The organism is Azospirillum sp. A23 (genome assembly GCF_042938965.1).
GTDB lineage: Bacteria > Pseudomonadota > Alphaproteobacteria > Azospirillales > Azospirillaceae > Azospirillum > Azospirillum melinis.
The window spans coordinates 61,145-85,558 of the sequence record NZ_CP170671.1; the positions used below are offsets into that span (position 1 = coordinate 61,145).

Below are 24,414 nucleotides of genomic sequence, written 5' to 3' on the forward strand. Positions count from 1 at the left end.
GTGGCCAGGGCCGCCAGTCTCATGCCGGTTCTCCGCAACCGGCTTTGAAGGCCACCGCCGTCAGGCAATCCTGCTCATGGATGATCATGAGGACATCGCTGCCGGCATCCGGGCAACCGGCCAGCGCCGCGAACGGCGCCGAGCATAGATGCTGCGGCCGCTGAAGCAGGACCGGCCCCGGAAAGTCCGACCGTTCGGCGACGGCGGGATCGGCGATCAGAAGGGTGCCTGCCGGATCGAGACCGAAATCCCGGCACAGCAGGCCGATCCGCGAGGCGAGCATGGCCGCCGTCACGCCCGGGCAGCGCCGGTATCCGGCAAGTGTCAGCCCCGACGCGCCGTCCTGCTCCAGCACCATGATGCAGGCCGAATTGACCGGGTCCAGGCTCTCGACCAGCGGCGACCGGTACAGCAGGTGCTTCTGGTCCATCGCCATCAGCAGGGCCCGGCGACGGCCCTGGCCGAGGTAGCGGGCGATGCAGTGGACGGCGAACAGGGAGGCCGAACGGCCACGGTCGGAAATGGCGAAACCGAACCCGTTCTCCAGGCCGAGCCGATGCAAGGCATAGTTGGTGACCGATGTTCCGAGGTGCAGATCGGGCAGCCAGTGGGCCAGCAGCACGAAATCGATGTCGGAGAGATCGGTCCGCCGCTCCAATGCCGGCAACAGGTCGCGTACCATGAAGGCGAACGGCGCCCGGTCCGGTGCCTGAAGCCAGGACGCGACGTTGCTGTCGGCAGCCGTATAGGTCAGCCCGTTGGAACCGAAGAACTTGGCGTTATAGTCCTCCCAATAGGCCACATCCTTCCGCCAATCTGGCTCAACCGGCTCCAGCCCGGCGAACTCCCTGAAGACGATCGTCGCAGGATCGAGGCGAAGCGCCATCACGCCACCCCGGCGACATAGGAACGGAAGGCGTTCAGCGCATGGATGTTCGACGCACCTTCCATATATTCGAAGGCTTTGGCATCGCGGCACTTGCGACGCAGGTGCGGATCCCGCAGAAGGCGGGCCGGGCAATGGGAAAAGACCCGCTCCACCACCGTGTCGGCGAAAGCGACCGCCTGCATCTTGATCAGGCTGATATCGTGGGACTTGGGGCGGCCGCGTTCATAGGCATCGATCACCCCTGCCAGCCGTCGCAGCAGGGCGGCATGGCTGATGCCCAGGTCATGGAATTGCTCCTGCAATCCAGGCTCGCCGGCGAGGTGGTCCAGGATGCCGCGACCGACGCCCAGGGCCAGCGCCGCCACGACCGGGCGGTTGCGCTCGAACACGGCGTTGATGGCCATGAAGCCATCCCGCAGCGACGGGCGTCCGTCTCCCAGGATCATGTCCGGCGTCACCGGAAAGTCGGTGAAGGCGATGCGGCACAGGTCGGCGCCGCGCAGGCCCAGGCTGGAAAGCCGCTCGATGCGGACATGCTCGTCGGCGCGGGACGGTTCCACCATCACCAGCCCGGTCCGCCCAGCCTCTTCCAGATGGCAGAAAACCAAACCGATCCGTGCCCGCATCGCGCCGCCCACCAGGGTCTTGGTCCCGTTGAGCACCAACCCGCTGTCCCGGCGCGTCAGCCGGGCACGCCCGCCTGCCGGATCGGATCCGGAGTTCGGCTCGGTCACGCCGAAGAAGGTGCCCTGGGGGCCCGTGCGATAGGCGGCGAAAAAGCGCTGGATCTGGTCCGGCCCGCCCATCTGCAGCACGGCGTTGCCGGCCAGCGACGGTCCGGGCAACGCCAGGATGCAGCCGGCATCCAGCCGAGCCAGACGTTCGATCATGGCCACATGCAGGGCGTGCCCACACTGATCGATGCCGAGTTCCGTGTCGGCCAGAGGGAATCCGTTGCAGTCGTCGGGAACGCCGATGGCGGTCAGCGCCCGGACAAGCGGATCGGCCCACAGATCCCGCCAGGCACCGGGATCCTTCTCCAGCCGTTCCCCCGTGCGCCTGAACAGCGGCCCCAGACCTTCCAGACGATCCAGACAGGGATTCCCGAATGGCGATCCGTCATGCCGGCCGGCCGATGGAAACGGACGAATCCGGCCAGCCGTGGGCGCGGTCATGCCGATGTCCCGCGGTTCCTGAACCGCCAGCATCGCCTTCACGCTGTCGCGCCTACGCACCAGCTGGATCCGATCCCCGTCGACCATCACCTCGGCCGGCGCACCGAATCCGATGAAATGAACGGGAGAGGCGGTCGGGCCATAGGCTCCGGCCTGCGGCAGGCAGATCAGATCGCCCGGCTGCGGATCGGCCAGCGGCACCGACTTGGCGAGCACGTCCATGGGAGTGCAGAGGGGGCCGGTGACCGTCCAATCCGCCACGGCGCCATCCCCGTCGCCGCCACCGTCGGCGGGCAGCAGGGCCAGGGGAAAATTCCGGCGCAGAAGCGACCCCGTTCCGGCCGCGGCACCGTTGACGTTCGATCCGCCGTCGCATACCGCGAAGCGCTCGCCCTTGTTCGTCTTGACCTGCCTGATCCGCGTGATGAAACGGCCGGCTTCGGCCACGGCGTAGCGGCCCAGCTCCATCACGATCCGGGTGGCCGGATGTTCGGCACGGAACGCCCCGATCTCGGCTGCCAGCCCCTCGCCCAAAGCGGCGAGGTCCAACGCCGTCTCGTCGGCATGGTACGGGACGCCGAAACCGCCGCCGACGTCGACGAAGGTCAGCGGCGCCGGCAGCCGGGACTGGAGCTGGCGGGCCAACCCAAGTATCCGGCGGGTGTTGGCCTGCACCACCTCATGAGACAGGATGCGCGTCCCCATGTAGACGTGCAGCCCCTCCAGCCGGATGTTGCGAAGCTCCGCCAGGCGGGCCAGCACCTCGGGAAGCCCCGCCTCGTCAATGCCGAACTGTGTCGGCCGTCCGCCCATGGACAGCCGCGCTCCATCGACCCGGAAATCGGGATTGACCCGCAACGCGACCGGACGGCACAAGCCGAGGGTGCCGGCGATGCGGTCGACCTCGACGACCTCTTCCGGGGATTCGGCGACGATCGCCTTGATGCCCAGCGCGACCGCCCGGCGCAGCTCCTCGTCGGACTTGCCCGGTCCCGGCATCAGAATGCGGTCCGGCGCCGCTCCCGCCGCAAGGGCCGTCTCCAGTTCGAGAAGGGAGCTGACCTCGCACCCCATGCCGCAGCCGACCAGGACACGCACCAGCGACAGGTTGGGATTGGCCTTCAGGGAATAGAAGAAATCGACGTCCGGCAGTGCCTGTTTCAAGGCGGCGCAGCGTGCGCGCACCGCCGCTGCGTCATAGACGTAGAAGGGGGTGCCGAACTCCGCGGCGATCCGGTGCAGAAGGGCGGCCTCCGGCGGGGACAGGGAGAATCCATCCATGGTTCAGCCCTCCAGCGCCACGACCGCGCGGCGATCCAGAAAGGCGCACAACGCATCGACATTGCGGAAGATGTTGCCGGCCTCGCTTTCGAAGCTATCCATCAATTCGAAGGTATCGACCCGGCTGTGCTCGCTGAGGGCGGCGATGAACTGAACCAGTTCCAGCGAATTCAGGATGCCCGCCGTACCGAAAAGCTCGGCTCCGCCAAGCGCACTCGTCATGCGTTCGGGTCCGAGGCCAACGATTTCAAGGCTCTGGCGCACCAGGCTGCGGGGAGCGGTCATGACTTTACTCCTATGGCTTTGCAGGCCGCTTTCCACAGACACGCATCAAGGCGCAGGAGGCCGTGGCCCCCAGTCCGATGCTGAACAGCAGAACCAGATCCGAAGGATCCAGCTCGCCCCGGTCGTCGGCATGCACGAGGTTGATGAAGGGATCGGCACCGAAACAGTGCCCGTATTGCCCGATGGTCGAGAGTTGCAGTTTGCCGGGATCGAAACCGGCGCGCCGGGCGATCTGGTACCAGGACGGCACATTGACATTGTGAGGCAGCACGTAGCGGATCTGGTCGAAGCCCAGCCCGAAACGGTTCATCGCGCCGCACAGCACGTCACAGGCGAATTCGAGATAGACCTCGTCGAAGCCGTCGAGATAGCGCTCGCCACGCCGGCCGCTGTTCAGCCAGAACCGGCTTTCATGAGACGTGTGGGTGCCGAGCATCTGGAAGCGGCCGGGCCGGTGCCCTACGAGCACCGCTGCAGCGGCCTCGCCCATCACCGTGGTGTTCTCAATGAGCCGGATGGCCGGATGGAACGCCTTGTCGCCGATCAGGATCAGCCCGACCTCGTCATCACCCAGGACCCGGTCCAGCACCCCCAGCATCGACACGCCGGTGGCGCAATGGTTCATGGTAGCGCTGAAGACATCCAGCCCGCGCGCCGCAAATGGGGCAAGGATGGGCGGATGTTCCGCATCGAAAACGCAGGTGCTGAGCAGGGTGTGGCAGTAGGCAACGTGGCTGAGGCGCGCATCATGCTCCGGGTTGCGGGCCAGCACCGCTCCGCAAGCCTGCCCGACCAGGGTTGCCAGCGGCAGATCGTGATCGCAATGAAACCGGTCCAGGCCGAAGAAGCGATCGAACATCCGCATCTGGTTGCGGGACAGCGACAGTTCGTCGGACAGGGAGGCCAGCCGTTCGCACCGTTCAGGGAAGGCCAGGGCAAGATCCAGCACGTTCAACATGGCGATGCACTCAACATGCCCTCGCCCCCTCCCGGCAGGGCACGGCGACAAAGGAGGCGATGGCCCTGGCCAATGCCGGATGGCGCAGAATGGTGTGGTGGTTGCAGTTCTCCAGAATCACCGGCGCGCTCCCGGGGCGGGCGGCACAGATCTGCCAAGCCTCGTCGAGCCGCACCTGCCAGTCGCCGCGGGCATGGATCACCAGATGATCCGCTCCGAAACGGCCGTAATCCTCCGGGCCAACAGCGGCGGCATCGCGTGCGCGCAGCGCACGGTATTCCGGCAGGATCGCCTCATACAGGGCCAATGGCGCCTGGGTTCGCTTGAGATAGGCGGCCAGCAGGGATGCCATGGATGCCGGGGCGCAGACAGTCACGAGCCGGTTGGCCGCCAAGCCCTCGGCCACGGCCATGGCGCCGATCAGACCGCCGGCCGAATGGCCGATCACCGCCGCGAAAGGACCAAGCGGGCCGCAATCCCGGGCGAGCCGGCGTGCCTTTTCCGCAAAGCCGGCGTGCCGTGCCCGCCGGAGCTTTCCCCCACCCCGCCCCTCACCCTTTTCCAGATCGGGCAGAACGACGTGAAACCCCGATGCCGCCAGTGCTGCGGCCAGCGGCAGCAACATGGAACTGTCGGCATTCCAGCCATGTACAAGCAACAGCCTCGGTCGATGCTGCGATCCCAGCACGGTCGCCGGCAGACGGCCCGCAGGGGTCGCGCCGCAAACGACCGCAGGGGCGGCCGCGGTATGGATTGCCGGCACCGGTTCGGGGCGGCTGCCCTCGAACCGGCGAAGTGCCAGCCTTGCTCCGGCCTTGGGCGACAGGCGCGTCAGCAAGCCAAGGTCAAGGCGCCGCAACCGGCACTTCGCCGCGCGAAAGCGGAAGACGGGGGTCGCGCGGCAGGTCCCGCCGCTCGTCGGTTTCGACAGCCTGCGATGCAGCCAGCGGCAGCTGTCCCGGACGATCAGCGCCGGCAGGGCAAGTTCATACAGCATTGCCCCTCCCGATCCCGCGCATCAGTCCAAGGAGTTGAAGCAGCAGCAGAACGAAGGTGACCCCCGCCAGGACGACAAGGCTCCACAGGACCATCTCCAGGCCGGCATTGTCGTACACGGCATAGACCACGGTGGCGCAGGTTGCGGCCTCGGTGGCCAGGGTGATCAGCAACACCTGCCGTCCGCGACCAAGCTGCTCCAGGATCACCTGGAGCATGGTCGACCCCGCTACGACGAAGAATGTGACGAGAAGCCGGCTCATCATCAGGTCGGCGGAGGCGCGCAAAGCGACGGCATTCGGCGGCACCAGCAGATCCAGCATCCCGCCGCCCCATTGCGGCAATGTCAGGGTCATCAGGGCATAGAATGCCAGCATCACCGGCACCCCTACCTGCAGGTAGCGCAACTGTCCCCCTCGTCCGCCCTCTTCGGCAGCCTGGTTGGCCAGGATCGCTATGGCCGATCCCAGTGCGATCGCCGGAATCATGAACGCGATGCGGAACCGTAAGACCACGAAGAAGGCCGACGCGTTGTCCCGCCCCAGGTCGCTGAGGATCGGGAACACGACGGACGCGCTGATGAATCCGATCATGATCGACCCGAACACCGGCAACCCCACCCCGACCAGCAATTGCCGGAGACGCGCGTTGAAGACCGGCGGCGGCACATCCTCGGCCCCACCCTCGCGCCCAGGCGTTTGCCGGCGCAGCAAGAGCACCATGACCGGCAGGACCGCCGCCGGACCGGCCAGGTTGCCCAGCAGGATGGCATCGAACCCCCAGCCGAGACGGCTCACCAGAACGTAGGTCACACCCAGATCGATGGCCACGAGCACAAGGAAGGGAATCAGCCCTTGAAAAACCCGCCCCTGTCCTCGCAAGGCGCCATACAGGACATCGAAAACCAGGAACAACCCCATCGACATCAGAAAGCCGGGAAAATGGCCGACCATGATCGCGATCGCCGGATCGTCGAAGGAGAAGGCCTGCGACACGGCGTAACCTGCGGCGGCCAGAAGCACGAACAGCCCCAGCCCCCCCAGCGACAGGCAGGCCGAAGACCGCAGCACCCCGCGGCGCGGCCAATTGTGCTTCGACCTTGCGCTGAACACCTGGTTGGTGATCGCCAGCCCTTCCATCAGGGCCAGGATGAGGATGAAGGCCGGCTGCATCAGGGACAGCACATGCAGAGCACCGGTGTCTGGAACACGGGCCAGCATGGCAACCTTCCCGAGGTGGAGAGCCGAGGTCACCGTCGCGCCGATCACAAGCGGAAGGCCCAGCACAAGGATTTGGGACAGGATGCGGAGCAGCGGAACCCGTTCGGGCACGGCCAGCATCACCGGCGTCACGGAAGGGGCGTTGTCGGGTTGCATGGCGCTATACCTCGACAGTCTGTAATGATGGTTGCGCTTTGGCCGGAGCGTTGCCCCGCGCCAGGATCAGGTAGCGCAGCGGCCCGTCCGGGGTGTTCACCGCCGCCAGCCGCCTTGTCGGGTCGTGAAGCAGGAGCATTGCATCGGTGCGGCTCGCCATGGCCCGTGCAAAGGCCAGCGCATCGGACAGCGCCGGACGGCTTTCCACCCGCAGCGCATGCACCGGCCCACGATGGCCGAGAAGGTCAAGAAGCTCCGGCAAAAGCGGCAGGCGCGGATCGTGATGCTGGCCGCGGTGCAGATAGAGAAGACACGGCGTGCGTCCGCCCGCCATCCGGCAGGCCTTCTCCCACAGGCGGACCAGTTCGGCACTGAACAGGCCGGACGGCCCGGCATCGTCGAAGACCGTGCGGTACAGCCTTTTCGCCGATGGCATGCCAAGGCGCCGGCTGCGGCCCTCCAGTTCGGAACAAGCGGTCCCGCCCACCGGAAGGCGCCGGGTGACGGCGTGAATTCGCCCCTGCGCCAGAAGACGGGGAGCGATGGCGGTCGTGCAGTCCGCCGGGAGCCGCTCCGCCGGAGACGTCATGGCATGCTCCCGGCAGGCGAGCGGCCGGCCGGGGCATAGACGGCAAGGATCAATCCGGCAAGATATTCCAGGTTATGCGCGCTGCCCGCAAGGTAGCCGTGCCCGCCCATCAGCTTGGCCGCCTCGGTGAACTGTCCGCCGATGCTGCGGTGCATGACCGCCGCCGTCGCCGGATCCAGCTCCGGGCCTGCCAGGACCAGTTCCTCGACCATGCGCGCGATGGCCGCATGGACCCGGGCGAATCCCACCTTGACCAGTTGATGGTGGAGAATCTTCTTCCCGAAACTTTCCCGCCCCTCCAGATGGCTGAAGGCGGTATCCAGGCAACGGGCCAGAAGTCCCAGCCGTAGAGCCACGACCCCCGCCTCCAGCAAAGGCGGCCGGGGCAATGGGGAGACGGCCGGCCCCGTCACCGAAAGGGCAAGATCGAAGGAATCCAGCCCACCGTCTTCGAACGTCTCGACCGGCTGCATGGGGCAGTCGGGAGCCGTCAAATCCCGGATTTCCAGGTCGTTCGACACGGCATGCAGCGCGTGGCCGCCATATGCCGGGTATCCCGCCCGCCCGGTGACGAACTGGGTGAAGGCAAGCAGAGCGGCGCCAGGAGCATTCGCACGGGCACGAGCGACCAGTGCCTCCACACCGTCCGGGGGAGCCACCTCAAGCATGTTCGGACACCATCGGCTGGCCGGTACGTTCGGCGATGTAATCCACGAGGCTCGACAAGACGTTAAATTCCGCCTGGCCTATGGCTTCCGGGTCGAAATGCAGATCCGCGATCTTGTCTTCCAGCAGCAAAAGGAATTGAACGAACATGTAGGAATCGAGATCGAAATCGCGATCGAAGCGTGTTTCGGGGGTCAGGCCGACAACCGGACGCTCCGTCAGTTCGCTCAATGCCTCTTCGACGGCTCGGGTGATCTTGCAGTCCATGAATGATGGTCCTTTCGGTCAGACAGACGGAGCGCGTTCGAACAGACAGGTCGCGAAAGTCACACCCGTCCCGGCCGCCAGGATGAAAAGCTGGGTTCCGGCGGGAACGGGATCGTGACAGCGCTCGAAACGGCGCAGGTTGATGAAGCCATCCGAGCAATAGGCGTGGCCCTGATGCTCCAGGTCGCCATGGAAGGTTCTTTCCTCCCAATCGAAATGGCGCAACACGGCCTGGGTTACGGGACGATTTAGGTTGTGGGGCAAGAAAACGAAGTCATCGCATAGGGCATCTTTAAAGGCGTGCAAGCTCTCGCCGATGAAGGCAATGAGCGCGTCAGTGTAGACATCCTGCAGGTTTCGGCGGTCCGAGGCCTCCATGGCATCAGGATTCTTGTAAAAGCGCGGTAGATGCCGGACCCGCGTTCCCCGCATGTGCCAGCTTCCCGGCCCCGCATTGAGCAGGGCCGCCGCCGGGATTTCCGCCAGCAATCCGACGGACAGCCGCGCGACGCTGGGGTGAAAGGCCTTCTCACCGGTCAGCACGATCACCGGCTCCTCCACCGCCGCCCCGCAGCCGGAGGCCAGCCCGGCAAAATGCAGATGCACGAGGGCCGAAGCGCAGCTCGTCATGCTGAGCGCATAGGTCTCCCAATGTACCAGCCCATGCTCGTCGGCGAATCGGCGCAGCCAGTTCCTGTCGCTCAAGGTATTGTGAGTCTGCGTCTTACAGTAGATCAGCTGTCCGGTCCGTGCCCCGGTATCGGGCAGCCGCTCCAAGGCGGTCCGAAGCACTCGGCTCAACATCGGTCCCAACGCATCCGGACTGCGGCCCGCGGCTTTCAACCCATAGAAGCGCTGATACATTCTGGTCGAGGCGACCGAAAGGCCGTGGCTGGCCCCCAGCGCCTCAAGCGGCACAGAGAGGATCGTTTCCTCCGCCAGATCGACACTGTTCAGCCAGGACATGGAAAATTCACGTCGATTGAAGGAAGGGGAGCTGGCGGTGGAAAGAAGTGATGGTCATCCGCCGCCGGAACACCGCTCCGTTTGCCCCACCCGTTCTCGGCTATCGTCCTTGATTACGATTTTGGACGTCCAGGATCTTGATCCAGCACAAAGAGCCGAATAAAATTATGCATTACCAGCGCAAGTCGCATTAAAATTTTATTTGAAGCCTAAGCAACATAATTCCATACAACGCCCTGCAAATTGTTCGCCAAGCCATCCTGCACACGTCCGTCGTCATTTGGCCGCGCCACTTCGGCCTCCTCCAGATGCCGGCCCGGCCGGCCGGTTGATACCCGGGTTTGGTTCAGGGGATGCCCGGCTTACGCGCCACGTCGTCATCGAAGGCCACCTCGGACAACAGCACTCCGACATCCAAAGCGACTGCCTCCCGCGCAATCCTGGAGGAAAATTTCAGCTTGGCGATGGCCATGCCGCTTTTCAGGCGGAAACTCTCAGCCATGCCCTGGAAATCGATGATCGAGACCTTGCTTTTGATATCGACGGCATGAAAGCGCCCACCGACATCGGCAACCACGTTGTCCACTTCAATTGCAAGATCGAGCGCGGCCGGCATCAGGACGGTGACGACGGGCTTGCACCACCACCGCATGGTGATGCCTGTTCTCTCAAAGTCGATCACCAGCGTCTTGCCATCCTGGCCGATGCGTGCGGCCAAACCACAGCCGACATTGTCCTGAGTGCTTACCCTGACTTCCCGCACTCCAGCATTGGCGGTGCGCAGGTGCAGCGCAATCTTCTCGTCGCTCAGCCGGACGGTGCTTACGCCTTCCGATACGGCCACGGACTGCTCAACGCTTTGCGCGGTCGCAGGGAAAGCCACCACGAGACATAGGGCGAAGCACAGCAGCCCGCCAGTCGTCAGAAATGCTCCCTTTTCCGTCATGGCATTCTCACGGCATGTCCACCCGGTCCCCGAAACCTTCGGGCCGGGTCCGATACCGCAACCATCAACAACTTACCGCACTCTGACGACCTGATCCCGGATACAGGACATCCGCGATCCTGCAAAGAGGCTGTTGCAGAATCGCGTCGTGACATTGCGGAAGGTGTCCAGCATGCCGCGCGACCGGGTTGCCGGTCGGCTCGCCGTGGGTGTCATGGTTGACCGTCCCACCCTCGGATTTCCAGCTGTAGGTCAGTCTCGCATCCTTGGTCATCACCGCCTTGACCTCGGCCCCTTCGCCGGGCTTCAGCGTGACCTTCACCGTGTCGGATTGGGCGGCCTGGGCGATCTGCAGCGGCAGCGTCTGCGCGGCGGTCGGCGAAACGACCAGCCCAGCCTGTCAGTGCCGGCTGGATACTGGTCCATCCGCATTCTCGGTGCAGGATAGCAGCCTAGGGTGGGCATTCAGGCGGCCTCAAGCACGCGATGACGCAGCAGATCGAAGCCGCCGCGGCCGTTCATCATGCGCTTGATCGTCTTCAGCCTGCTGATCTGCCCCTCCACCGGCCCGGTGCTCCACGGCAGAGACAGAGCCGCCCGTACCGCGGCGAGATCGCGCTTCAAGCCATTGGCAAAGCCCGCCAAGCCAGTACCGTCCGCCGTCGACAGCCAGCCATCCAGTTCTCCAGCCCTTTGCCCTCGGACCATTGCTCGAAAGGCGCGGGCCACCGTGATCGCTTGGGCCAAGTCCGGCGAACGGGCGATCAGGGCCGAGACAAAGGCCTGCTCGGTCGGATCAATCTCTTGGGCGTCGGCAATCACCAACCATGCTGCCCGCCGGCGCGATGGTGCTGGCCATGATGCCGATGCCATGGACGCTGCGCTTTGTACGGCCTGTCTCAGAGGGCTGGCCCAATCCCGAACTATGCTCCGCTGACCGGTAAAGCCGAGGGCCTTGATCTCCCGCCAGAGCTGAGCGGCGTTGTGGCAGCCGTCATCCCAGCGCTGCTGCAGGTGGTCGAGGAACGGATTAAGCCGGCTCCCCTTGGCCGGTTGGCGCCATGCCGGCGGTTGCCCCGACCGCAGCCACACCCGCACCGTCTTGCGGTCGAGGTGGAGCGTTTCCGCGATGCGCGTTTGCGACCACCCGCGGGTTTTCAGCGCGACGACTTCTTCATAGTGGGCCTGGCGAGCGGCATGAACGGCAGCGCTTCGCTGCTCTCGCCGGGTTGGTGGCCTGGAAACCTCGTTCGCCTGCGGCACAGTCAATTCTGTCTCGGCTTCTCCCACCGGAGCGACAGCCAACTTGGCGGCTGCTCGAAGATGGGATCTGAGTAGCAGCGGAACAGATAACCTAGGTAAGGTGGCCTCGCGCTTGTCTGCCTGAATTGACCGGGTTCGCCTATCCTCATCGACCAGCGTCAACGATCCCATTTCGTGCGTCCCAGCCCCGTCCGGGCAGGGTGCTGGTCAGCCGGTGGAGTGGACGGGGTTGGCCAGGGTGTCATACCAGAAGGGGGGCGCCAGAAAGGGAGGCTCCCAGCACGCCTCCCAGTGCATTCCGAACCGGTGGTTCAGGATGTAATAGGACAAGTCGGAAAGGCATTGCCTCGAATTGGCCAGAACCACGGCCCCCTCCCGGCGGGAGGGAACGAGGATGCAGTTGGTCGAGAAACCGGCCGTGAGGCCACCCTTCAAAACGAAAATGTCCGGCGAGAAGCGGTAACTCGTCTCCCATCCGAGGCCGATGTCCATGCTGAACCCACCATAACGGCGTGGCCGAAGAGCACTGGTTATGGCCCGGCCGAGCGGGCCGCCCGGCGGCTTCAGACAAGCGGCAACCAAATTCAGGAGGTCGCACGCCGGTGCCCTCAGGCCTCCCGCCGCATGAAGCAGTTCAGGAATTTGCCACGCCGGGAGGCCATGTCCTTCGGGGGAGTGCCCGGTCACGGCGCCGCTTTCCGGCATGCCGAAGCCCGTTCTGGTCATGCCAAGCGGAAGCAGCACGCGCTCGTTCAGCAAGGCATCGAACGGACGCTTGGCCCGTGCAGACAGGCAGAGCCCGAGAAGGCCGTACCCAAGATTGCTGTACTGGTAGCGCCGCACATCGGGCGGAGCAATGGACGACATAAAGCCGGACAGCGTAGCGAGCGGATAGTCGGGGTGCTGAGCTTCCAGATCGATGCCCTCCAGTTCCGGAGGCATCATTGGAAGGCCGCTGTGATGCGTCGCCAAGTCAAGCAGCGTCACTTCGTCGAAAAAGGCGGAAGATATTTCGATCTGGTCCCGCAGGAACATGCCGACGGGCTCGTCCACGGACAGTTCGCCAGCTTCCTCCATCAGAGCGAGCAGCACGCCGGTGAGCGCCTTGCATATGGAGCCGATTTCAAACAACGAAGTGCCGTCGAGCGGCGCGCCTGTTCCGCGGTCAGCCACCCCACGGCCGAGGATGTCACACCTGCCTTCGCTGTATACGCCGGTAATCACCCCGACATAGGCCCCTTGGGCAATGCGAAGGTCCAGAGCAGCAGCAATCTCTTCGAGAGGGCGCATTGAGTAAAGCTGCCGTGGTTGTGGGAGAAGATCAGAAACAACCTGTAACCCTAGCATGCTGGAATACCATAGGGTATACCCATACGATACGGTGCCATGAGACGATCCTCAGCGTCTCATTTGGATGGATTTCGTGTAAGCGAGACGCTACCGTCTGCTGGTCTGAAGGCAAACGAGACGATTCATGGCGGTTTACGGCTACGCCCGCGCCTCCACGCTGGATCAGGACGTGGCGATCCAAGAGGAGACGCTTCGCCATGCTGGGTGCGAGGTCATACGCTCGGAGAAGGCGAGCGGCACGACCCGCGCCGGCCGGTCGGAACTCGCTTTGCTCCTCCAGTTCCTCCGCCCCGGTGACACGCTGGTGGTCACCCGCGTCGATCGCCTCGCACGGTCGATCAAGGATCTCCAGGACATCGTGCATGAGCTGCGCGCCAAGGGGGTCGCGCTGAAGGCGACCGAGCAGCCCATCGACACCACAACCTCAGCCGGCAAGGCATTTTTCGACATGCTCGGCGTGTTCGCCGAATTTGAAACCAACCTGCGCCGGGAGCGGCAGATGGAGGGCATCGCGCGCGCCAAGGCCAAGGGGGTCTACAAGGGCCGCAAGCCGTCGATCGACCCGGCGGAGGTCTGGCGCTTGTGGACCGAAGAGAAGCTGGGACCAACCGCCATTGCCCAGCGGCTCGGGATCGGGCGCGCGTCCGTCTATCGGGTGCTCGCCGGCACTGGTCGAACCTGATGCCGGTCAGCTTTCTCACCCCGGAACAGGAAGGGCGGTATGGCCAGTTTCCGGCCCAGGTGTCCGCCGAGCAACTGGCCCGGTTCTTTCATCTCGATGACGCGGATCGCGCGTTCATATTGGCGCACCGCGGCACCCACATGCGGCTCGGTTGCGCCGTTCAACTCGGCACGGTGCGGTTTCTCGGAACGTTTCTTGAAGATCCAGGCAAGGTACCGTCCGGCGTGGTCGGCTTCCTCGGCGACCAACTTGGCGTGCCGATCAACGGAGCGCTCGATGCGTACCGGGTCAGCCAGTGGCGTTGGCGGCACCCGGTTGAAATCCGCAAACGCTATGGCTACCGGGATTTTTCGGACACCGCCGCGCAATGGCGCCTCCAGCGATGGCTCTACGCGCTGTGCTGGACGGGGACAGACCGGCCGACGGCCCTGTTCGACCAGGCGACGGCCTGGCTGGTAACGCACAAGGTGCTGCTGCCGGGGGCGAGCGTGCTCGAACGGACCGTCGCGCGGGTGCGATCCCGGGCAAATAGCCGCCTGTGGCGCCTGCTGGCGGCCCGGATCACGCCCGAGCAGAAGACACGGCTCGAGGCCCTACTGGTGGTGCCGGAGGGGGAGCGACAGAGCCCAATGGACCGGCTCCGCTCGGGACCGACCCTACAAAGCACCAATGAATTGGTGCGCGCGATCGAGCGCCTCGACGAGGTGCGGCACCTCGTGGCTGGTCTGCCGCTCACCAACCATCTGCCGAAAACCCGCATCCTGGCTTTGGCGCGGTTCGCCGGCGTCGCCAAGGCCCAGGCGGTTGCCCGGTTGCCGGACGAGCGCCGCGCCGCCACCCTGCTGGCGTTTCTCCGGGCGCTGGAGGCAAGCGCGCAGGACGATGTGCTCGACCTGTTCGACCTGCTCGTCACCCGAATGTTCGTCGATGCTGTCCGCAAGGGCCGGGAGGCGCGGTTACGCAGCCTGGGAGACCTCGACGCCGCCGCGCGCACCCTGAGCAGGGTCTGTGCTTTGGTTCTCGACGATTCTGTCGGCGATGCCGATCTGCGAGCCGCGGTCTTCGCGGCCGTCCCGCAAGCTGCCCTGGAAGCCGCCGTAGCACAGGTGGACGGCTTGACCAAGCCGCCGGACGATCCCTACTTCGACGAGTTGCTGGCGCAGCACCGCCGCATCCGGCGTTTCCTGCCACATTTCGTGCGCGTGGTCGGCCTGGGCGCCATGCCGACCGGACGACCGGTACTGAAGGCCCTGCAGCACCTCCGGACAGTTGAGGACGGCGGCGCCCGCGGTGCGCCGTGGCCCACGGAGTTCGTGCCGAAGTCTTGGGAACGCCGGGTGACCCGGAACGGCGTTCTTGATCGGCGCGCCTGGACCCTCTGTCTGGTCGATCGACTGCGCGGCGCGCTTCGGCGCCGTGATGTGTTCGCGACGCCGAGTCTGCGCTTCGCCGATCCCCGCATCGGCCTGCTTGACGGCGCCGCTTGGGAGGCCGCGCGGCCAACCGTCTGCCGCACGCTGGGAAAGTCGCAGAATGCGGGCGAAGAGATCGGTCAACTGACCGAGCGGCTCGATCAGGCGTTCCGAACGGTGACCGACAACCTTCCTCAAAATGCCGGCATCCGCCTCGAACGGAATGGCACCGACGAGGACCTAGTGCTGACCGGCCTCGACCGCCTCGACGAGCCGGCCAGCCTCGTCGCTCTGCGGGACGCCGTGACAGCGCGCCTGCCACGTGTCGATCTACCGGAATTGCTGCTGGAAATCGATGCCCGGACCGGCTTCGCTGGCGCCTTCACCCATGCCAGCGAAGCCGAGGCGCGCGCAGGACCTGCCGACGACGCTGTGTGCCATGCTGCTGGGCGAGGCGTGCAACACCGGCCTGGAACCGCTGGTACGCCCGGACCTGCCGGCGCTCCGGCGGTCGCGCCTGAGCTGGGTTCGGCAGAATTATCTGCGGGCAGAAACCCTGACCCTGGCCAATGCCCGCCTTGTCGCCGCCCAGAACGGCATCGACCTGGCGCGGCGGTGGGGTGGCGGCGATGTCGCCTCCGCCGACGGGCTGCGCTTCGTGGTACCGGTGCGCACCATCCACGCCGGCCCCAACCCGAAGTACTTCGGCTCCGAACGCGGCGTCACCTACTATAACCTCGTGTCCGACCAGTTCACCGGCCTGAACGCCATCACCGTGCCCGGCACCCTGCGCGACAGCTTGGTGCTGCTGAGCGTCGTGTTGGAACAGGAGACCGAGTTGGAGCCGACCGAGATCATGACCGACACCGGCGCCTACACGGACGTAATCTTCGGCATCTTCTGGCTGCTCGGCTACCAGTTCAGCCCGCGGATCGCCGATGTCGGCGGCGCTCGATTCTGGCGGGCTGATCCGGCGGCCGACTACGGCCCTCTCGACAAGCTGGCCGCGCACAAGGTGAGGACGGGCCTCATCGCCGAGCATTGGGACGATCTGTTGCGCTTGGCCGGCTCGCTCAAGCTGGGCCTCGTGCAGGCCGGCGGGCTGATGCGGACGCTCCAGACGAACGACCGGCCAACCCGGCTGGCACGGGCGCTGGAGGAACTGGGCCGGATCATCAAGACGCTCTATCTGCTAGCCTACATCGACGACGAAGCCTATCGCCGCCGCATCCTCACCCAGCTCAACCGTGGTGAGGGGCGCCACCAACTCGCCCGCGTCGTCTTCCATGGCAAACGGGGCGAACTGCGTCAGCGCTACCGGGAAGGTCAGGAGGACCAACTTGGCGCCCTCGGTCTGGTCGTCAACACCATCATCCTGTGGAACACGATTTACATGGACGCCGCGCTTGACCAACTGCGAATGGAAGGTTTCGACGTTCGCAACGAGGACGTGGCCCGCCTGTCGCCGCTCGCACATGAGCACATCAACATGCTCGGCCGTTACGCCTTCACCCTGCCCGAGCCGGTCGCTCGGGGTGAACTGCGGCCACTGCGTAGTCCGGTGGCCTTGGCCTATGAGGACGCCTGAATGGTAACGCCGTCAGCCAGCATCCGCCGCGGCCTTACCTAGGTTTTCTGTTCCGCTGCTACTCGGCCCCCAAGATCGCGGTGATGGCGGGTGAGGCCCTCGCGTAGCGCATCGGTCAGATTGTGCAGGAGATGCCACCTGTCTGTGACCTGGGTGGCGGTGGGCGCACCTTGGCGGACGCCATCGGCGTAGGCGCCGGCACGATCACGGGCGACGATCTCGACGCCAGGATGGGCTTTCAGCCATGCGGCAACAGTGTCGGCTTGGCGGTCGGGCAGCAGGTCGATCGGACGGTTGCGCTCGAGATCGACCAGGATGGTGCCGTAGCGCTTGCCCCGACGCCAGGCCCAATCGTCGATGCCGATGATGCGGGCTTCGGAGACCGGCGTCACCGGCTCCGCCCGGATCAGACGCAGCAGCGTGTCGCCGCTGACCGGCATTGCGAGCCGGCTGGCCAGCCGGGCGCCAGGGTCCCCGCCCGCGCTCAAGGCGATGGTGCGCTGCGCCTCCGCAAGCCGGCGGGTGCGCCTGACCCGCGGCGCCGTGTTGGTGGGCAAGCGTTCGGCGAAGACGCGGCGCGGGCAATCCGTTGTAGGGCAGCGGAAACGGCGGACCTGCAGACGCAGTTCACCGACACGACCCTGCCAGGGCAGGTCACCCAGGCGACGGTCGTAACGGCTATGAACGCGACGCGATGGTCGGCCGCACAGCGGACAGGCAGCCGTGGCAGCGCGGACATTGGCCTGCACCGGGAATGCGGATGGGCCAGTATCCAGCCGGCACTGACAGCTATTGGTCGGAGGCGAATGCCGCCAGCCAGACCGAGGAGTGCGAGCTGTTCATCGCCACACAGAAGGACCACAAGCAACGGACCGCGCTGCGCGACGCGCCCGCCCCGCGGGGGCGGATGCCGAAGGGGATGACCGCCCGTGGGCGCATGGAGCGCAAGCTGTGCACCATGCGCGGCCGCGCCATCTACCGCCAGCGTGGCGCGGCCGTCGAACCCGTCTTCGGGCAGATGAAAGGACCGGCAGGGGGCCGACCGCTTCAGCATGCGCGGCCTGGAGCGCTGCCGCGGTGAGTGGCAGCTCAACGCCGCCGTTCACAATCTTCGCAAACTGCACCGGGAGTCTGTCCGCCGCGCCGAAAACGCTGGGAACAGCGGGGAAGGGAGCCGGAAGGCGGCCTGAAAGGAGCCCGTCAGGCCGCTATGCGCGGCCGGGAACCGCCATGCCGGCCATCGAGGAAGATTCAGCAACAGCCTCCAAAGCTGCTGGAAAAATGGGATGCCGCAGTCGCGCCATCGTTTAGGCGGGCGGACGGCCCCATGTCGGAGGGGGAGCCGGGCGGACCGGCCCCAAGCATCATGAGGGACGGCCATGATGATCACGATGCCGGATCGACGTCCTGTTGGAACGGAGCAGCGCGCGCGTGGCGGACCCGACGGACAAGATCAAGGGGGAGGGCGAAGAGGTGTCGCTCGACAATCCGGCCATCGCCTCGTCAGGTGCCCTTGGCCTCCGAGGAATTCGGAAGCAGAAAGGCCAGTCCCGTCTCCGTCCCCCGCACACGGCTGCGCCACACACTGGGACTGACTCCCGTGACCCGAAGAAATTCGCGATTAAAATTGGATTTGGTGGTGAAACCAACGGCAAAGGCAATATCGATCACAGAATCGTCAGTTTCCTCCAACATCTTGCAAGCATCGCGCACTCGGAAATTATTGACATATTGAGGGACGTTGAGCGCATAGACGCTGTTGACAGCCGTGGAAATTTGACGGACTGGAACACGGATCTTGTTGGCGATCCGGCTCAAAGACAAATTTTCATTCCGATAAAGCTGGCTATCGTTCATCTCTCTTTCCAGCTTTTCCAAAATTTCCTTATACGCTGGATTGATGAGAGAAGCGGATGGTACCTTAGGCGGATCGACCATGGCAGAAGGTTCTGGCTTCTTCCGGCGGTTCTCATAGAAAAAGATATACAACAGTACAAGCAACAGAACGAGATTAGCATATCCCACAAGTGCCGAGGAAATCCTGGCACCGTTCATTTCCACGTCAATTGCCACAACGACATCGACAGAAGCGGAAGTTAATAATATAATTCCAGTCATCAGATAGGCACGCTGCATTGGTATTATCAGATGCAAGGGGCGATCTTCATTCCATTCCCCTTTCGACCTATATGCACGCCAAAGCGAATCAAAACCAAATGCTAGATAGACAGCGATGCCGATCGTATCCGCCAGGTTGGGATAGTTAAGACGCATGCCGAAGCTGACCGTCCCTGTACAGACAGCGATAACGGAAAAGATCAGCAAACGTATCTTCCGATCGATACGGCCGGACAACTCATCCAAGCTCAACCATGTCAGAGGAGGAAGCGCCACTGCCAGACTGGGAAGGATCATCGGCGGCAGTCCTCCGACACCCCAATTCAAACCAATCAAGCCAGACTGCAATGCATAAGCACCGATCACCAGAAGGGATAGTGGCGGCAGCCTGCGCTTACTGGATAATGCCAAATGAGCCAAGAGGAAACACAGGCAAAACGCCGTAAGAAAAGGGAGAGGAAGCATCACCATCGAAAAGTCTCCATAGGACTCACAAGCAGCACGTGACGACATATGGCGATTCACCAAAGACGCCATTTTCATCTGCTTTGCCCATCGTCAACTCTCCAGCGAATTCGATTCGCCATCGATACAATCCGCAGGGCGTCATAGCAACTTTAAATAGAATTTTTCTCCCGCCTTCCATGCAATCCATGCAACATTGCAGCTATTGATTTTATATTGCTCAGACCATATCAGAAAATTGGCTCTGTTGCAAAGCTTGCCGGCGATCGCGAGATGATGGCCACGGGGGACGGTAACCAAAGCTGCGTAAAGTTCACACAGGCATCGGGTTTTCATAAGTTGGACCGCCGCAGGCCCAGCCGAGTCATCATCTTCAGCAGTCCGACCCGCGACAGGCCGAGCTTGCGGGCGGCGGCGCTATGGTTGTTGCCAGTGGCCGCCAAGGTGGCGATGATCATCCGGCGCTCCAATTCCGCCACCGCTTCGGCCAGGGTGGCCGGAGGAATTGGAGCAAGCGCGGCGGGATCGCCGCTGCGGGCGAAGGCGAGGTCTGCGGGTGTGACGGCGTTTCCTTCGGTCAGAGCGGCGCCGGATGTCACCACCGCCCGGAGTTTGCGGACATTGCCCGGCCAATCCTGGGCAGCCAGCCATGCCAACGCGTCAGGCGAAGGGGACGATGCCTGGAGGCGTCTACGAGGAACCGGGTCGCCAGAAGCGCGACGTCCTCCCGGCGTTCCGCCAGGGCCGGCGTCCGTAGGATCAAGCCCTTGAGTCGGTAGTAGAAGTCTTCGCGGAACGCCCCCTGTGCCACCATCGTCTCCAGGTCACGGTGGGTCGCTGAAACCACGCGGACGTTGGCCGTCAGAACCTGCCGCCCGCCGACCGGCGTGTAGGTGTCCTCCTGCAGGAAGCGCAGCAGCTTGACCTGCATGGCCGCTGGCATCTCCCCGACCTCATCAAGGAACAGGGTGCCGCCGTGCGCGGCCGCGACCAGTCCCTGGCGATCCTGATGAGCGCCGGTGAAACTACCCTTCAGATGCCCGAACAATTTGCTTTCCAGCAGTTCCGCCGGAATGGCGCCGCAGTGGACGGCGACGAAGGGACCGGCGTGGCGTGGACCCGTGGTGTGGAAAGCGCGTGCTACCGACGTTGGTGCACAAAGCCCGAGCTGGTGGTGGTTGGGAGGGCGAGCAGTTATAGAGGCGGCCCGCTGATGTCGAGCCGCTGATGCCGTACAAGGCCAATGAGCCCCGCCGCCACAAGATCCCGAAGGCCCGGTACCGTGTGGAGAATTGGTCGGCCTACGATGCGGCGCTGCGCCGGCGCGGTGACCTGACGAGCTGGGTGACGCCGGAGGCGATCGCTGCCTGGACGCCGCCGGCTTCGGGCCGCCGCGGTCGACGAGCGCGCTACTCGGACGTGGCGATCGAAGCCGGGCTGATGTTGCGCCTGGCGTTCGGCCGGCCGTGGCGGCAGACCGAGGGTTTTCTGGGTTCGCTCATGCGCCTGCTCGGCCTGAACCTGCCGGTTCCAGATCACACGACCTTCTCCCGGCGCAGTGCCAATCTGGAGGTCGCGTCAGCGCTGGCCAGGACGGACGGGCCGGTGACGGTGGTCATCGATTCGACCGGGCTGAAGATGTTCGGCACGGGCGAGTGGCACCTGGAAAAGCATGGTGGCCAAGCGCGCCGGAGCTGGAGAAAGCTCCACTTGGCGGTCGATCCCGATACCGGCGAGATCCTCGCCGCGGAGCTGACGACCACGCAGGACGGCGATGCCTCGTTGGTCGGCCCGCTGCTCGACCAGATCAAGCGCCCGATCGGCACGGTGCTGGCCGACGGGGTGTACGATGGTGAGCCGGTCTACCGTGCCGTCGCCGCGCTCCACCGCGGTGCCGAGCGAGATCGCTACCGGCGCACCCAGCCAACGCGACCGCCACATCCGGAGGATTGCCGAGCGTGGCCGGCAGGGCTGGCAGCGGGACGTCCGCTACGGCCGCCGCTCCTTGGGCGAGGTCGCGATGATGCGCTACAAGCAGCTGATCGGGCGCACCCTGCGTGTCCGGAATCTGCCTGCCCAGCAGGTCGAGGCCGTCTGTGGCTGCAAAGTCATGAACATCATGACCAGCTTGGGAATGCCCGCCTCCCGCAAGGGTGCCTGATCCCCACCGGCCGCGGGTGGACTCTGCTCTCACGCCGAATTGTGCACCAAAGTCCGTCTGCTGCGCAGCACTCGCTCTACACGCTTACAGCAGGTCCGCGGCCGGGTTCTGGTGCACGGCACCGGTCTGGAAGTAGCGGGCGGCGATGCGGTGGCTCTTATGGCCGGAGAGCTGCATCAGCAGGTCGAGCGGGATGCCGTCGCGCCCGCCGGTGGTGAGGAAGCCCGAGCGCAGGGAATGCGCGGCGTAGGCGGCCGGATCCAGGCCGGCGGCCGCGGCGGCACGCTTCACCACCTCGGCCACCACCCGCCCGTCCAGCGGCTTCGCTCCCCCATCTTCTCCCCGGCGCCGCACCACCCGGCCGCGCCGCGACAGCTCACGGAACAGCGGTCCGTCGCTGATGCCCTGGTCGGCAAGCAGCCGCAGCCAGCGGCGCAGCGCGTCGGCGGCGGCGCGCTTCACCGGCACGTCGGTGCCGGCGCCCTGCTGGTCGGTCTTCGAGCGGCGGATCCGCAGGGTGAAGTCGCGCCCGGCGGCGGTGACGTCGGCGAGGCGCAGCGCCACCAGCTCAGAGCGCCGGCGGCCGCCGCTGGCGAAGGCGACGGCGAGGAGCGCGCGGTCGCGCAGGCCACGGGCGTCGTCGGGCAGCGCGTCGAGCATGGGGCCGAGCACCTCGTCACGGGTGGCGGCGCGTTTGGCCCGGGGGGTGACGCCGCGGGCGGCCAGGGCGCGGCGGGCCTGGCGCAGCAGGTCGCGCACGCCGGGGTGCAGGGTGGGGCTGGGCAGGCCGCGGGCGCGGTGCAGCGCCGCCAGGGTGGCCAGCCGCCGTTCGGTGGTGGCCAGGCCGAGCGGGCCGGACCGGCGCTTCACCCCGGCGGCGACCAGGGCGGCATCGACGGCGGCTGGCAGGCTGATGCCGTCGCCGGTGAGGTCGACATGGTCGAGGACGAAGGTCACCACTGCTTCGGCCGGCAGCGGCAGAGCCGCGGGGTCAGTCAGGTCGAGGCCGAGCCGCCGCTCGGCCCAGGCGGTGAGATAGCGGGTGTCGCTGCGCTGGGCCCGCGCGGTGTTGGCGGCGGTGGCCTCGGCGCGCAGCCGGCGCAGCCGCTCGGCGGCGTCAGCGTCGAGGGCGATCGCCGGTGCCGGGGCGGTGTGCGGGGGCAGCGGAGCGGGAAGCGGCACGGGCGGTCTCTCGGCGCGGGTTGGACGGGCGCGACAGGGTTGCCGAGGGGGCTGGCGGCGTCAAGCCGACGATCGCCGACAAGAGATCATTATCGGCGATCGTCGGCTTGACGGAGCGGATGGCCGGTAGGTGCGCGGGAGGGGTGGGTCAGGCTGAGCGCCGGACCTGAAAGGGGGAGGGTGGTGATCCCAACCCTCTGGTTCCGTGTTCCCCCAGCCCTCCAACTTCCGGCCGTCTTCCATTATGCTGTCGGGCGCCAACTCCGGCTGACCAAGAACGGCGGGATCTGCATCCGCTCGACTGTAGCTGTCTTTGATCAATAATGGCGGCGTTGTTTAGATGACACTTGTCGCGCTGCCCTCTACTCGGCCCAATTCGTCACGGTGCGCTTTGGCCGCGGAATGTGATGACGACGAGCGGCATTGGCCTTGTGCGCTATGGCGTGCGACCGGAACGGAGACGGGGGCTTGACCTACGACTCCGACCCCCATTTATGCAACATGGCGGGCGGTGCCCTACGGGCTGACCTGCGAGCCCCTGGAGCGGTACGTCGACCTGAACCTTCCGCCGGCCTGGGCGCTCACCGTGCCGACCTGGGGCGGTGGCGCGCCCACGTTCCAGGACCACGTGCCGTCGGATCGGGATGGGGTGCCGGACCCACCTGCCCGGACCATCGCCGCCATCCAGCGCCTGATCGCCGCCGATTAATCGGCGAACGGCAAGGTGGATTCAAGACGGCGTGGTTGACGCGGCCGCGCCGCCACGTGCCATGAGCGCCATGACCGTAGCAACGACAACATCCAACTGGTCGTTGGTCTTGGTTTCGCATTCCCAGACGACCAGCACTCGCCAGCCGAGCCGCGCGAGCTCGGCTTGTACGGCAGCGTCGCGCCGTACGTTCCGATCAAACTTCGCTGTCCAGTAGCCTATGTTCGAGGAAGGCATCGAGGCCCGCTTGCACCCGTGGTGCCGGTGCCAGAAACAGCCGTGAACGAACAGCGCCAAGCGATGTCGAGGAAACACGACGTCAGGGCGGCCGGGTAGGCTGACGTCGTGAAGCCGGTATCGCAACCCGGCGCGCCACAACGCCCTCCTGACGCGCATCTCCGGGGTAGTGTCCTTACCCCGGACCCTAGCCATGATTTGGGACCGTTCCACGCTCCGAATCTAAGCCGTCATCGACCGGGCGCCAACTCGATCCGCAGACTTGGATCCGTCTCGTGGGCGCTCACGATTTCGTTGTACCGGGCGATGATGCCCTCGACGGTCGCCCGGCGCTCGGCGGGCACAAACTTGCCGATTTCGTAGATGTTGGTGGCGATGAACTGCTCGAACTCGATCACGTCGACACGGTCGCCGATCCCGGCGTTGTCGCTAAGCCCTTCCGCGACGACGACGCCCTTGCGCGTGCTTACGATGATGGGCTTGAGACCGGCATCGATGTTCGCCCGGCATTTGCGTATGAGCGCCTCGCTCGGTGCCGTCGAGACGTGGATGGACACGTCGCAAATGTCGAAGTCGCCGGTCCGCCCGTCCGCCGCATCATTCTGGTTCGAGCCGTGATGCACGATGGCACCGGGGCCAATCACGATGTCCAGCTTTGCGCCGACCAGATGCTGCATCATCGTGCCGAGGAACATGACGCCGGGAACCTCCTTCTGGCGCGCCTCCGCTTGGGCCATAAGATTGCGCACCACAGAACGCAGACTCAGGTTCCCGTCGAGCTTGATGGAAAAGGGCTTGGCCGCGAAGAAATCATTCACTCTAGCCACCCAGAACGCCTCGACGGCCTCCAGGT

Annotated in this window: 23 protein-coding genes and 3 pseudogenes; 5 read left to right on the forward strand and 21 right to left on the reverse strand. The window is 65.2% G+C overall.

What is annotated here, in order from left to right; all coding sequences use genetic code 11:
- Positions 1 to 19: 19 nt before the first annotated feature.
- The 14 genes and pseudogenes from ABNQ40_RS34745 to ABNQ40_RS34810 all read right to left on the reverse strand — a co-directional run bounded on the left by ABNQ40_RS34745 (position 20) and on the right by ABNQ40_RS34810 (position 12,947).
- Positions 20 to 886 (reverse strand): hypothetical protein, encoded by an 867-nt coding sequence (locus ABNQ40_RS34745; protein ID WP_391349662.1) that lies wholly within the window; start codon positions 884 to 886, stop codon positions 20 to 22.
- Positions 886 to 3,345, reverse strand: coding sequence for an acyl-CoA dehydrogenase family protein (locus ABNQ40_RS34750; RefSeq protein ID WP_391349664.1), 2,460 nt, complete (start codon positions 3,343 to 3,345; stop codon positions 886 to 888). Before ABNQ40_RS34750 ends, ABNQ40_RS34745 begins: the two co-directional genes overlap by 1 nt.
- A 3-nt stretch (positions 3,346 to 3,348) precedes the next feature.
- The gene (locus tag ABNQ40_RS34755) at positions 3,349 to 3,630 is read right to left on the reverse strand and encodes a hypothetical protein (RefSeq protein WP_391349666.1); all 282 of its coding nucleotides are present in this window, start codon (positions 3,628 to 3,630) and stop codon (positions 3,349 to 3,351) included.
- Positions 3,631 to 3,640: 10 nt separating this feature from the next.
- Entirely contained in the window at positions 3,641 to 4,588 is a 948-nt protein-coding gene (locus tag ABNQ40_RS34760) for a 3-oxoacyl-[acyl-carrier-protein] synthase III C-terminal domain-containing protein (RefSeq protein ID WP_391349668.1), read from the reverse strand.
- Positions 4,589 to 4,598: 10 nt separating this feature from the next.
- Positions 4,599 to 5,585: an alpha/beta fold hydrolase gene (locus ABNQ40_RS34765; protein ID WP_391349670.1), complete on the reverse strand. Its 987-nt coding sequence runs from the start codon at positions 5,583 to 5,585 to the stop codon at positions 4,599 to 4,601.
- On the reverse strand, positions 5,575 to 6,960 hold the full coding sequence (locus ABNQ40_RS34770; protein WP_391349672.1) for a hypothetical protein: 1,386 nt from the start codon (positions 6,958 to 6,960) through the stop codon (positions 5,575 to 5,577). Before ABNQ40_RS34770 ends, ABNQ40_RS34765 begins: the two co-directional genes overlap by 11 nt.
- 4 nt (positions 6,961 to 6,964) lie before the next feature.
- Positions 6,965 to 7,549, reverse strand: coding sequence for a hypothetical protein (locus ABNQ40_RS34775; protein WP_391349674.1), 585 nt, complete (start codon positions 7,547 to 7,549; stop codon positions 6,965 to 6,967).
- The gene (locus tag ABNQ40_RS34780) at positions 7,546 to 8,217 is read right to left on the reverse strand and encodes an acyl-CoA dehydrogenase family protein (protein ID WP_109086647.1); all 672 of its coding nucleotides are present in this window, start codon (positions 8,215 to 8,217) and stop codon (positions 7,546 to 7,548) included. The genes ABNQ40_RS34775 and ABNQ40_RS34780 overlap by 4 nt, the downstream gene beginning before the upstream one ends.
- The gene (locus ABNQ40_RS34785; RefSeq protein ID WP_109086646.1) at positions 8,210 to 8,482 is read right to left on the reverse strand and encodes an acyl carrier protein; all 273 of its coding nucleotides are present in this window, start codon (positions 8,480 to 8,482) and stop codon (positions 8,210 to 8,212) included. Before ABNQ40_RS34785 ends, ABNQ40_RS34780 begins: the two co-directional genes overlap by 8 nt.
- 18 nt (positions 8,483 to 8,500) lie before the next feature.
- Positions 8,501 to 9,448 (reverse strand): hypothetical protein, encoded by a 948-nt coding sequence (locus ABNQ40_RS34790; protein ID WP_391349676.1) that lies wholly within the window; start codon positions 9,446 to 9,448, stop codon positions 8,501 to 8,503.
- Positions 9,449 to 9,794: 346 nt separating this feature from the next.
- A complete protein-coding gene (locus tag ABNQ40_RS34795) occupies positions 9,795 to 10,394 on the reverse strand; it encodes a hypothetical protein (protein WP_391349678.1) in 600 nt (199 codons plus the stop codon).
- Between the two features lie 64 nt (positions 10,395 to 10,458).
- Positions 10,459 to 10,716 (reverse strand): hypothetical protein, encoded by a 258-nt coding sequence (locus ABNQ40_RS34800; RefSeq protein WP_391349680.1) that lies wholly within the window; start codon positions 10,714 to 10,716, stop codon positions 10,459 to 10,461.
- A 143-nt stretch (positions 10,717 to 10,859) separates the two neighbouring features.
- Positions 10,860 to 11,717 (reverse strand): annotated as a pseudogene (locus ABNQ40_RS34805) (transposase); the annotation flags it as partial.
- 147 nt (positions 11,718 to 11,864) lie between these two features.
- Positions 11,865 to 12,947: a serine hydrolase domain-containing protein gene (locus tag ABNQ40_RS34810; protein WP_391349682.1), complete on the reverse strand. Its 1,083-nt coding sequence runs from the start codon at positions 12,945 to 12,947 to the stop codon at positions 11,865 to 11,867.
- Positions 12,948 to 13,131: 184 nt separating this feature from the next.
- Between ABNQ40_RS34810 and ABNQ40_RS34815 the strand changes: the two genes are divergently transcribed.
- A complete protein-coding gene (locus ABNQ40_RS34815) occupies positions 13,132 to 13,689 on the forward strand; it encodes a recombinase family protein (RefSeq protein WP_391349684.1) in 558 nt (185 codons plus the stop codon).
- A pseudogene (locus tag ABNQ40_RS34820) lies at positions 13,689 to 16,689 on the forward strand (Tn3 family transposase). The gene ABNQ40_RS34815 and the pseudogene ABNQ40_RS34820 overlap by 1 nt, the downstream one beginning before the upstream one ends.
- Positions 16,690 to 16,727: 38 nt before the next feature.
- Here ABNQ40_RS34820 and ABNQ40_RS34825 read toward each other — a convergent pair.
- Positions 16,728 to 17,465 carry an ISL3 family transposase gene (locus ABNQ40_RS34825; RefSeq protein ID WP_391349697.1) on the reverse strand — a complete coding sequence of 246 codons (738 nt, stop codon included), beginning with the start codon at positions 17,463 to 17,465 and terminating at the stop codon, positions 16,728 to 16,730.
- On the opposite strand from ABNQ40_RS34825, the gene ABNQ40_RS34830 reads away from it, so the two are divergent.
- Both ABNQ40_RS34830 and ABNQ40_RS34835 read left to right on the forward strand, forming a co-directional pair.
- Complete coding sequence (locus tag ABNQ40_RS34830) at positions 17,450 to 17,770, forward strand: hypothetical protein (protein WP_391349685.1); 321 nt, start codon at positions 17,450 to 17,452, stop codon at positions 17,768 to 17,770. The two genes, ABNQ40_RS34825 and ABNQ40_RS34830, sit on opposite strands and share 16 nt — an antisense overlap.
- Positions 17,742 to 17,879: a hypothetical protein gene (locus ABNQ40_RS34835; protein WP_391349687.1), complete on the forward strand. Its 138-nt coding sequence runs from the start codon at positions 17,742 to 17,744 to the stop codon at positions 17,877 to 17,879. The genes ABNQ40_RS34830 and ABNQ40_RS34835 overlap by 29 nt, the downstream gene beginning before the upstream one ends.
- 313 nt (positions 17,880 to 18,192) lie before the next feature.
- On the opposite strand, the gene ABNQ40_RS34840 is transcribed toward ABNQ40_RS34835, so the two are convergent.
- The 3 genes from ABNQ40_RS34840 to ABNQ40_RS34850 all read right to left on the reverse strand — a co-directional run bounded on the left by ABNQ40_RS34840 (position 18,193) and on the right by ABNQ40_RS34850 (position 20,470).
- Positions 18,193 to 19,278 (reverse strand): helix-turn-helix domain-containing protein, encoded by a 1,086-nt coding sequence (locus ABNQ40_RS34840; RefSeq protein WP_391349689.1) that lies wholly within the window; start codon positions 19,276 to 19,278, stop codon positions 18,193 to 18,195.
- A 326-nt stretch (positions 19,279 to 19,604) separates the two neighbouring features.
- Complete coding sequence (locus ABNQ40_RS34845) at positions 19,605 to 19,874, reverse strand: helix-turn-helix domain-containing protein (protein ID WP_391349690.1); 270 nt, start codon at positions 19,872 to 19,874, stop codon at positions 19,605 to 19,607.
- Positions 19,868 to 20,470, reverse strand: coding sequence for a sigma 54-interacting transcriptional regulator (locus tag ABNQ40_RS34850; RefSeq protein WP_391349699.1), 603 nt, complete (start codon positions 20,468 to 20,470; stop codon positions 19,868 to 19,870). The genes ABNQ40_RS34845 and ABNQ40_RS34850 overlap by 7 nt, the downstream gene beginning before the upstream one ends.
- Positions 20,471 to 20,499: 29 nt before the next feature.
- Between ABNQ40_RS34850 and ABNQ40_RS34855 the strand changes: the two are divergent.
- A pseudogene (locus tag ABNQ40_RS34855) lies at positions 20,500 to 21,433 on the forward strand (IS5 family transposase).
- Positions 21,434 to 21,517: 84 nt separating this feature from the next.
- On the opposite strand, the gene ABNQ40_RS34860 reads toward ABNQ40_RS34855, so the two are convergent.
- The 3 genes from ABNQ40_RS34860 to ABNQ40_RS34870 all read right to left on the reverse strand — a co-directional run.
- Positions 21,518 to 22,615: a tyrosine-type recombinase/integrase gene (locus ABNQ40_RS34860; RefSeq protein ID WP_391349692.1), complete on the reverse strand. Its 1,098-nt coding sequence runs from the start codon at positions 22,613 to 22,615 to the stop codon at positions 21,518 to 21,520.
- 730 nt (positions 22,616 to 23,345) lie between these two features.
- Positions 23,346 to 23,774: a very short patch repair endonuclease gene (locus ABNQ40_RS34865; RefSeq protein WP_391349694.1), complete on the reverse strand. Its 429-nt coding sequence runs from the start codon at positions 23,772 to 23,774 to the stop codon at positions 23,346 to 23,348.
- A gap of 17 nt (positions 23,775 to 23,791) precedes the next feature.
- On the reverse strand, positions 23,792 to 24,414 hold a 623-nt coding region (locus ABNQ40_RS34870; RefSeq protein ID WP_391349695.1), incomplete at its 5' end, for a DUF4928 family protein.

What these genes read in the sequence shown, in the direction of transcription:
- ABNQ40_RS34785 (WP_109086646.1), bottom strand. Translation starts at nt 8,482, where the DNA reads ATGGACTGCAAGATCACCCGAGCCGTCGAAGAGGCATTGAGCGAACTG.
- ABNQ40_RS34770 (WP_391349672.1), bottom strand. Translation starts at nt 6,960, where the DNA reads ATGCAACCCGACAACGCCCCTTCCGTGACGCCGGTGATGCTGGCCGTG.
- ABNQ40_RS34830 (WP_391349685.1), top strand. Translation starts at nt 17,450, where the DNA reads ATGGGCCAGTATCCAGCCGGCACTGACAGCTATTGGTCGGAGGCGAAT.
- ABNQ40_RS34835 (WP_391349687.1), top strand. Translation starts at nt 17,742, where the DNA reads ATGCGCGGCCTGGAGCGCTGCCGCGGTGAGTGGCAGCTCAACGCCGCC.
- ABNQ40_RS34790 (WP_391349676.1), bottom strand. Translation starts at nt 9,448, where the DNA reads ATGTCCTGGCTGAACAGTGTCGATCTGGCGGAGGAAACGATCCTCTCT.
- ABNQ40_RS34795 (WP_391349678.1), bottom strand. Translation starts at nt 10,394, where the DNA reads ATGACGGAAAAGGGAGCATTTCTGACGACTGGCGGGCTGCTGTGCTTC.
- ABNQ40_RS34810 (WP_391349682.1), bottom strand. Translation starts at nt 12,947, where the DNA reads ATGCGCCCTCTCGAAGAGATTGCTGCTGCTCTGGACCTTCGCATTGCC.
- ABNQ40_RS34755 (WP_391349666.1), bottom strand. Translation starts at nt 3,630, where the DNA reads ATGACCGCTCCCCGCAGCCTGGTGCGCCAGAGCCTTGAAATCGTTGGC.
- ABNQ40_RS34780 (WP_109086647.1), bottom strand. Translation starts at nt 8,217, where the DNA reads ATGCTTGAGGTGGCTCCCCCGGACGGTGTGGAGGCACTGGTCGCTCGT.
- ABNQ40_RS34760 (WP_391349668.1), bottom strand. Translation starts at nt 4,588, where the DNA reads ATGTTGAACGTGCTGGATCTTGCCCTGGCCTTCCCTGAACGGTGCGAA.
- ABNQ40_RS34750 (WP_391349664.1), bottom strand. Translation starts at nt 3,345, where the DNA reads ATGGATGGATTCTCCCTGTCCCCGCCGGAGGCCGCCCTTCTGCACCGG.
- ABNQ40_RS34775 (WP_391349674.1), bottom strand. Translation starts at nt 7,549, where the DNA reads ATGACGTCTCCGGCGGAGCGGCTCCCGGCGGACTGCACGACCGCCATC.
- ABNQ40_RS34815 (WP_391349684.1), top strand. Translation starts at nt 13,132, where the DNA reads ATGGCGGTTTACGGCTACGCCCGCGCCTCCACGCTGGATCAGGACGTG.
- ABNQ40_RS34765 (WP_391349670.1), bottom strand. Translation starts at nt 5,585, where the DNA reads ATGCTGTATGAACTTGCCCTGCCGGCGCTGATCGTCCGGGACAGCTGC.
- ABNQ40_RS34840 (WP_391349689.1), bottom strand. Translation starts at nt 19,278, where the DNA reads ATGGTGATGCTTCCTCTCCCTTTTCTTACGGCGTTTTGCCTGTGTTTC.
- ABNQ40_RS34745 (WP_391349662.1), bottom strand. Translation starts at nt 886, where the DNA reads ATGGCGCTTCGCCTCGATCCTGCGACGATCGTCTTCAGGGAGTTCGCC.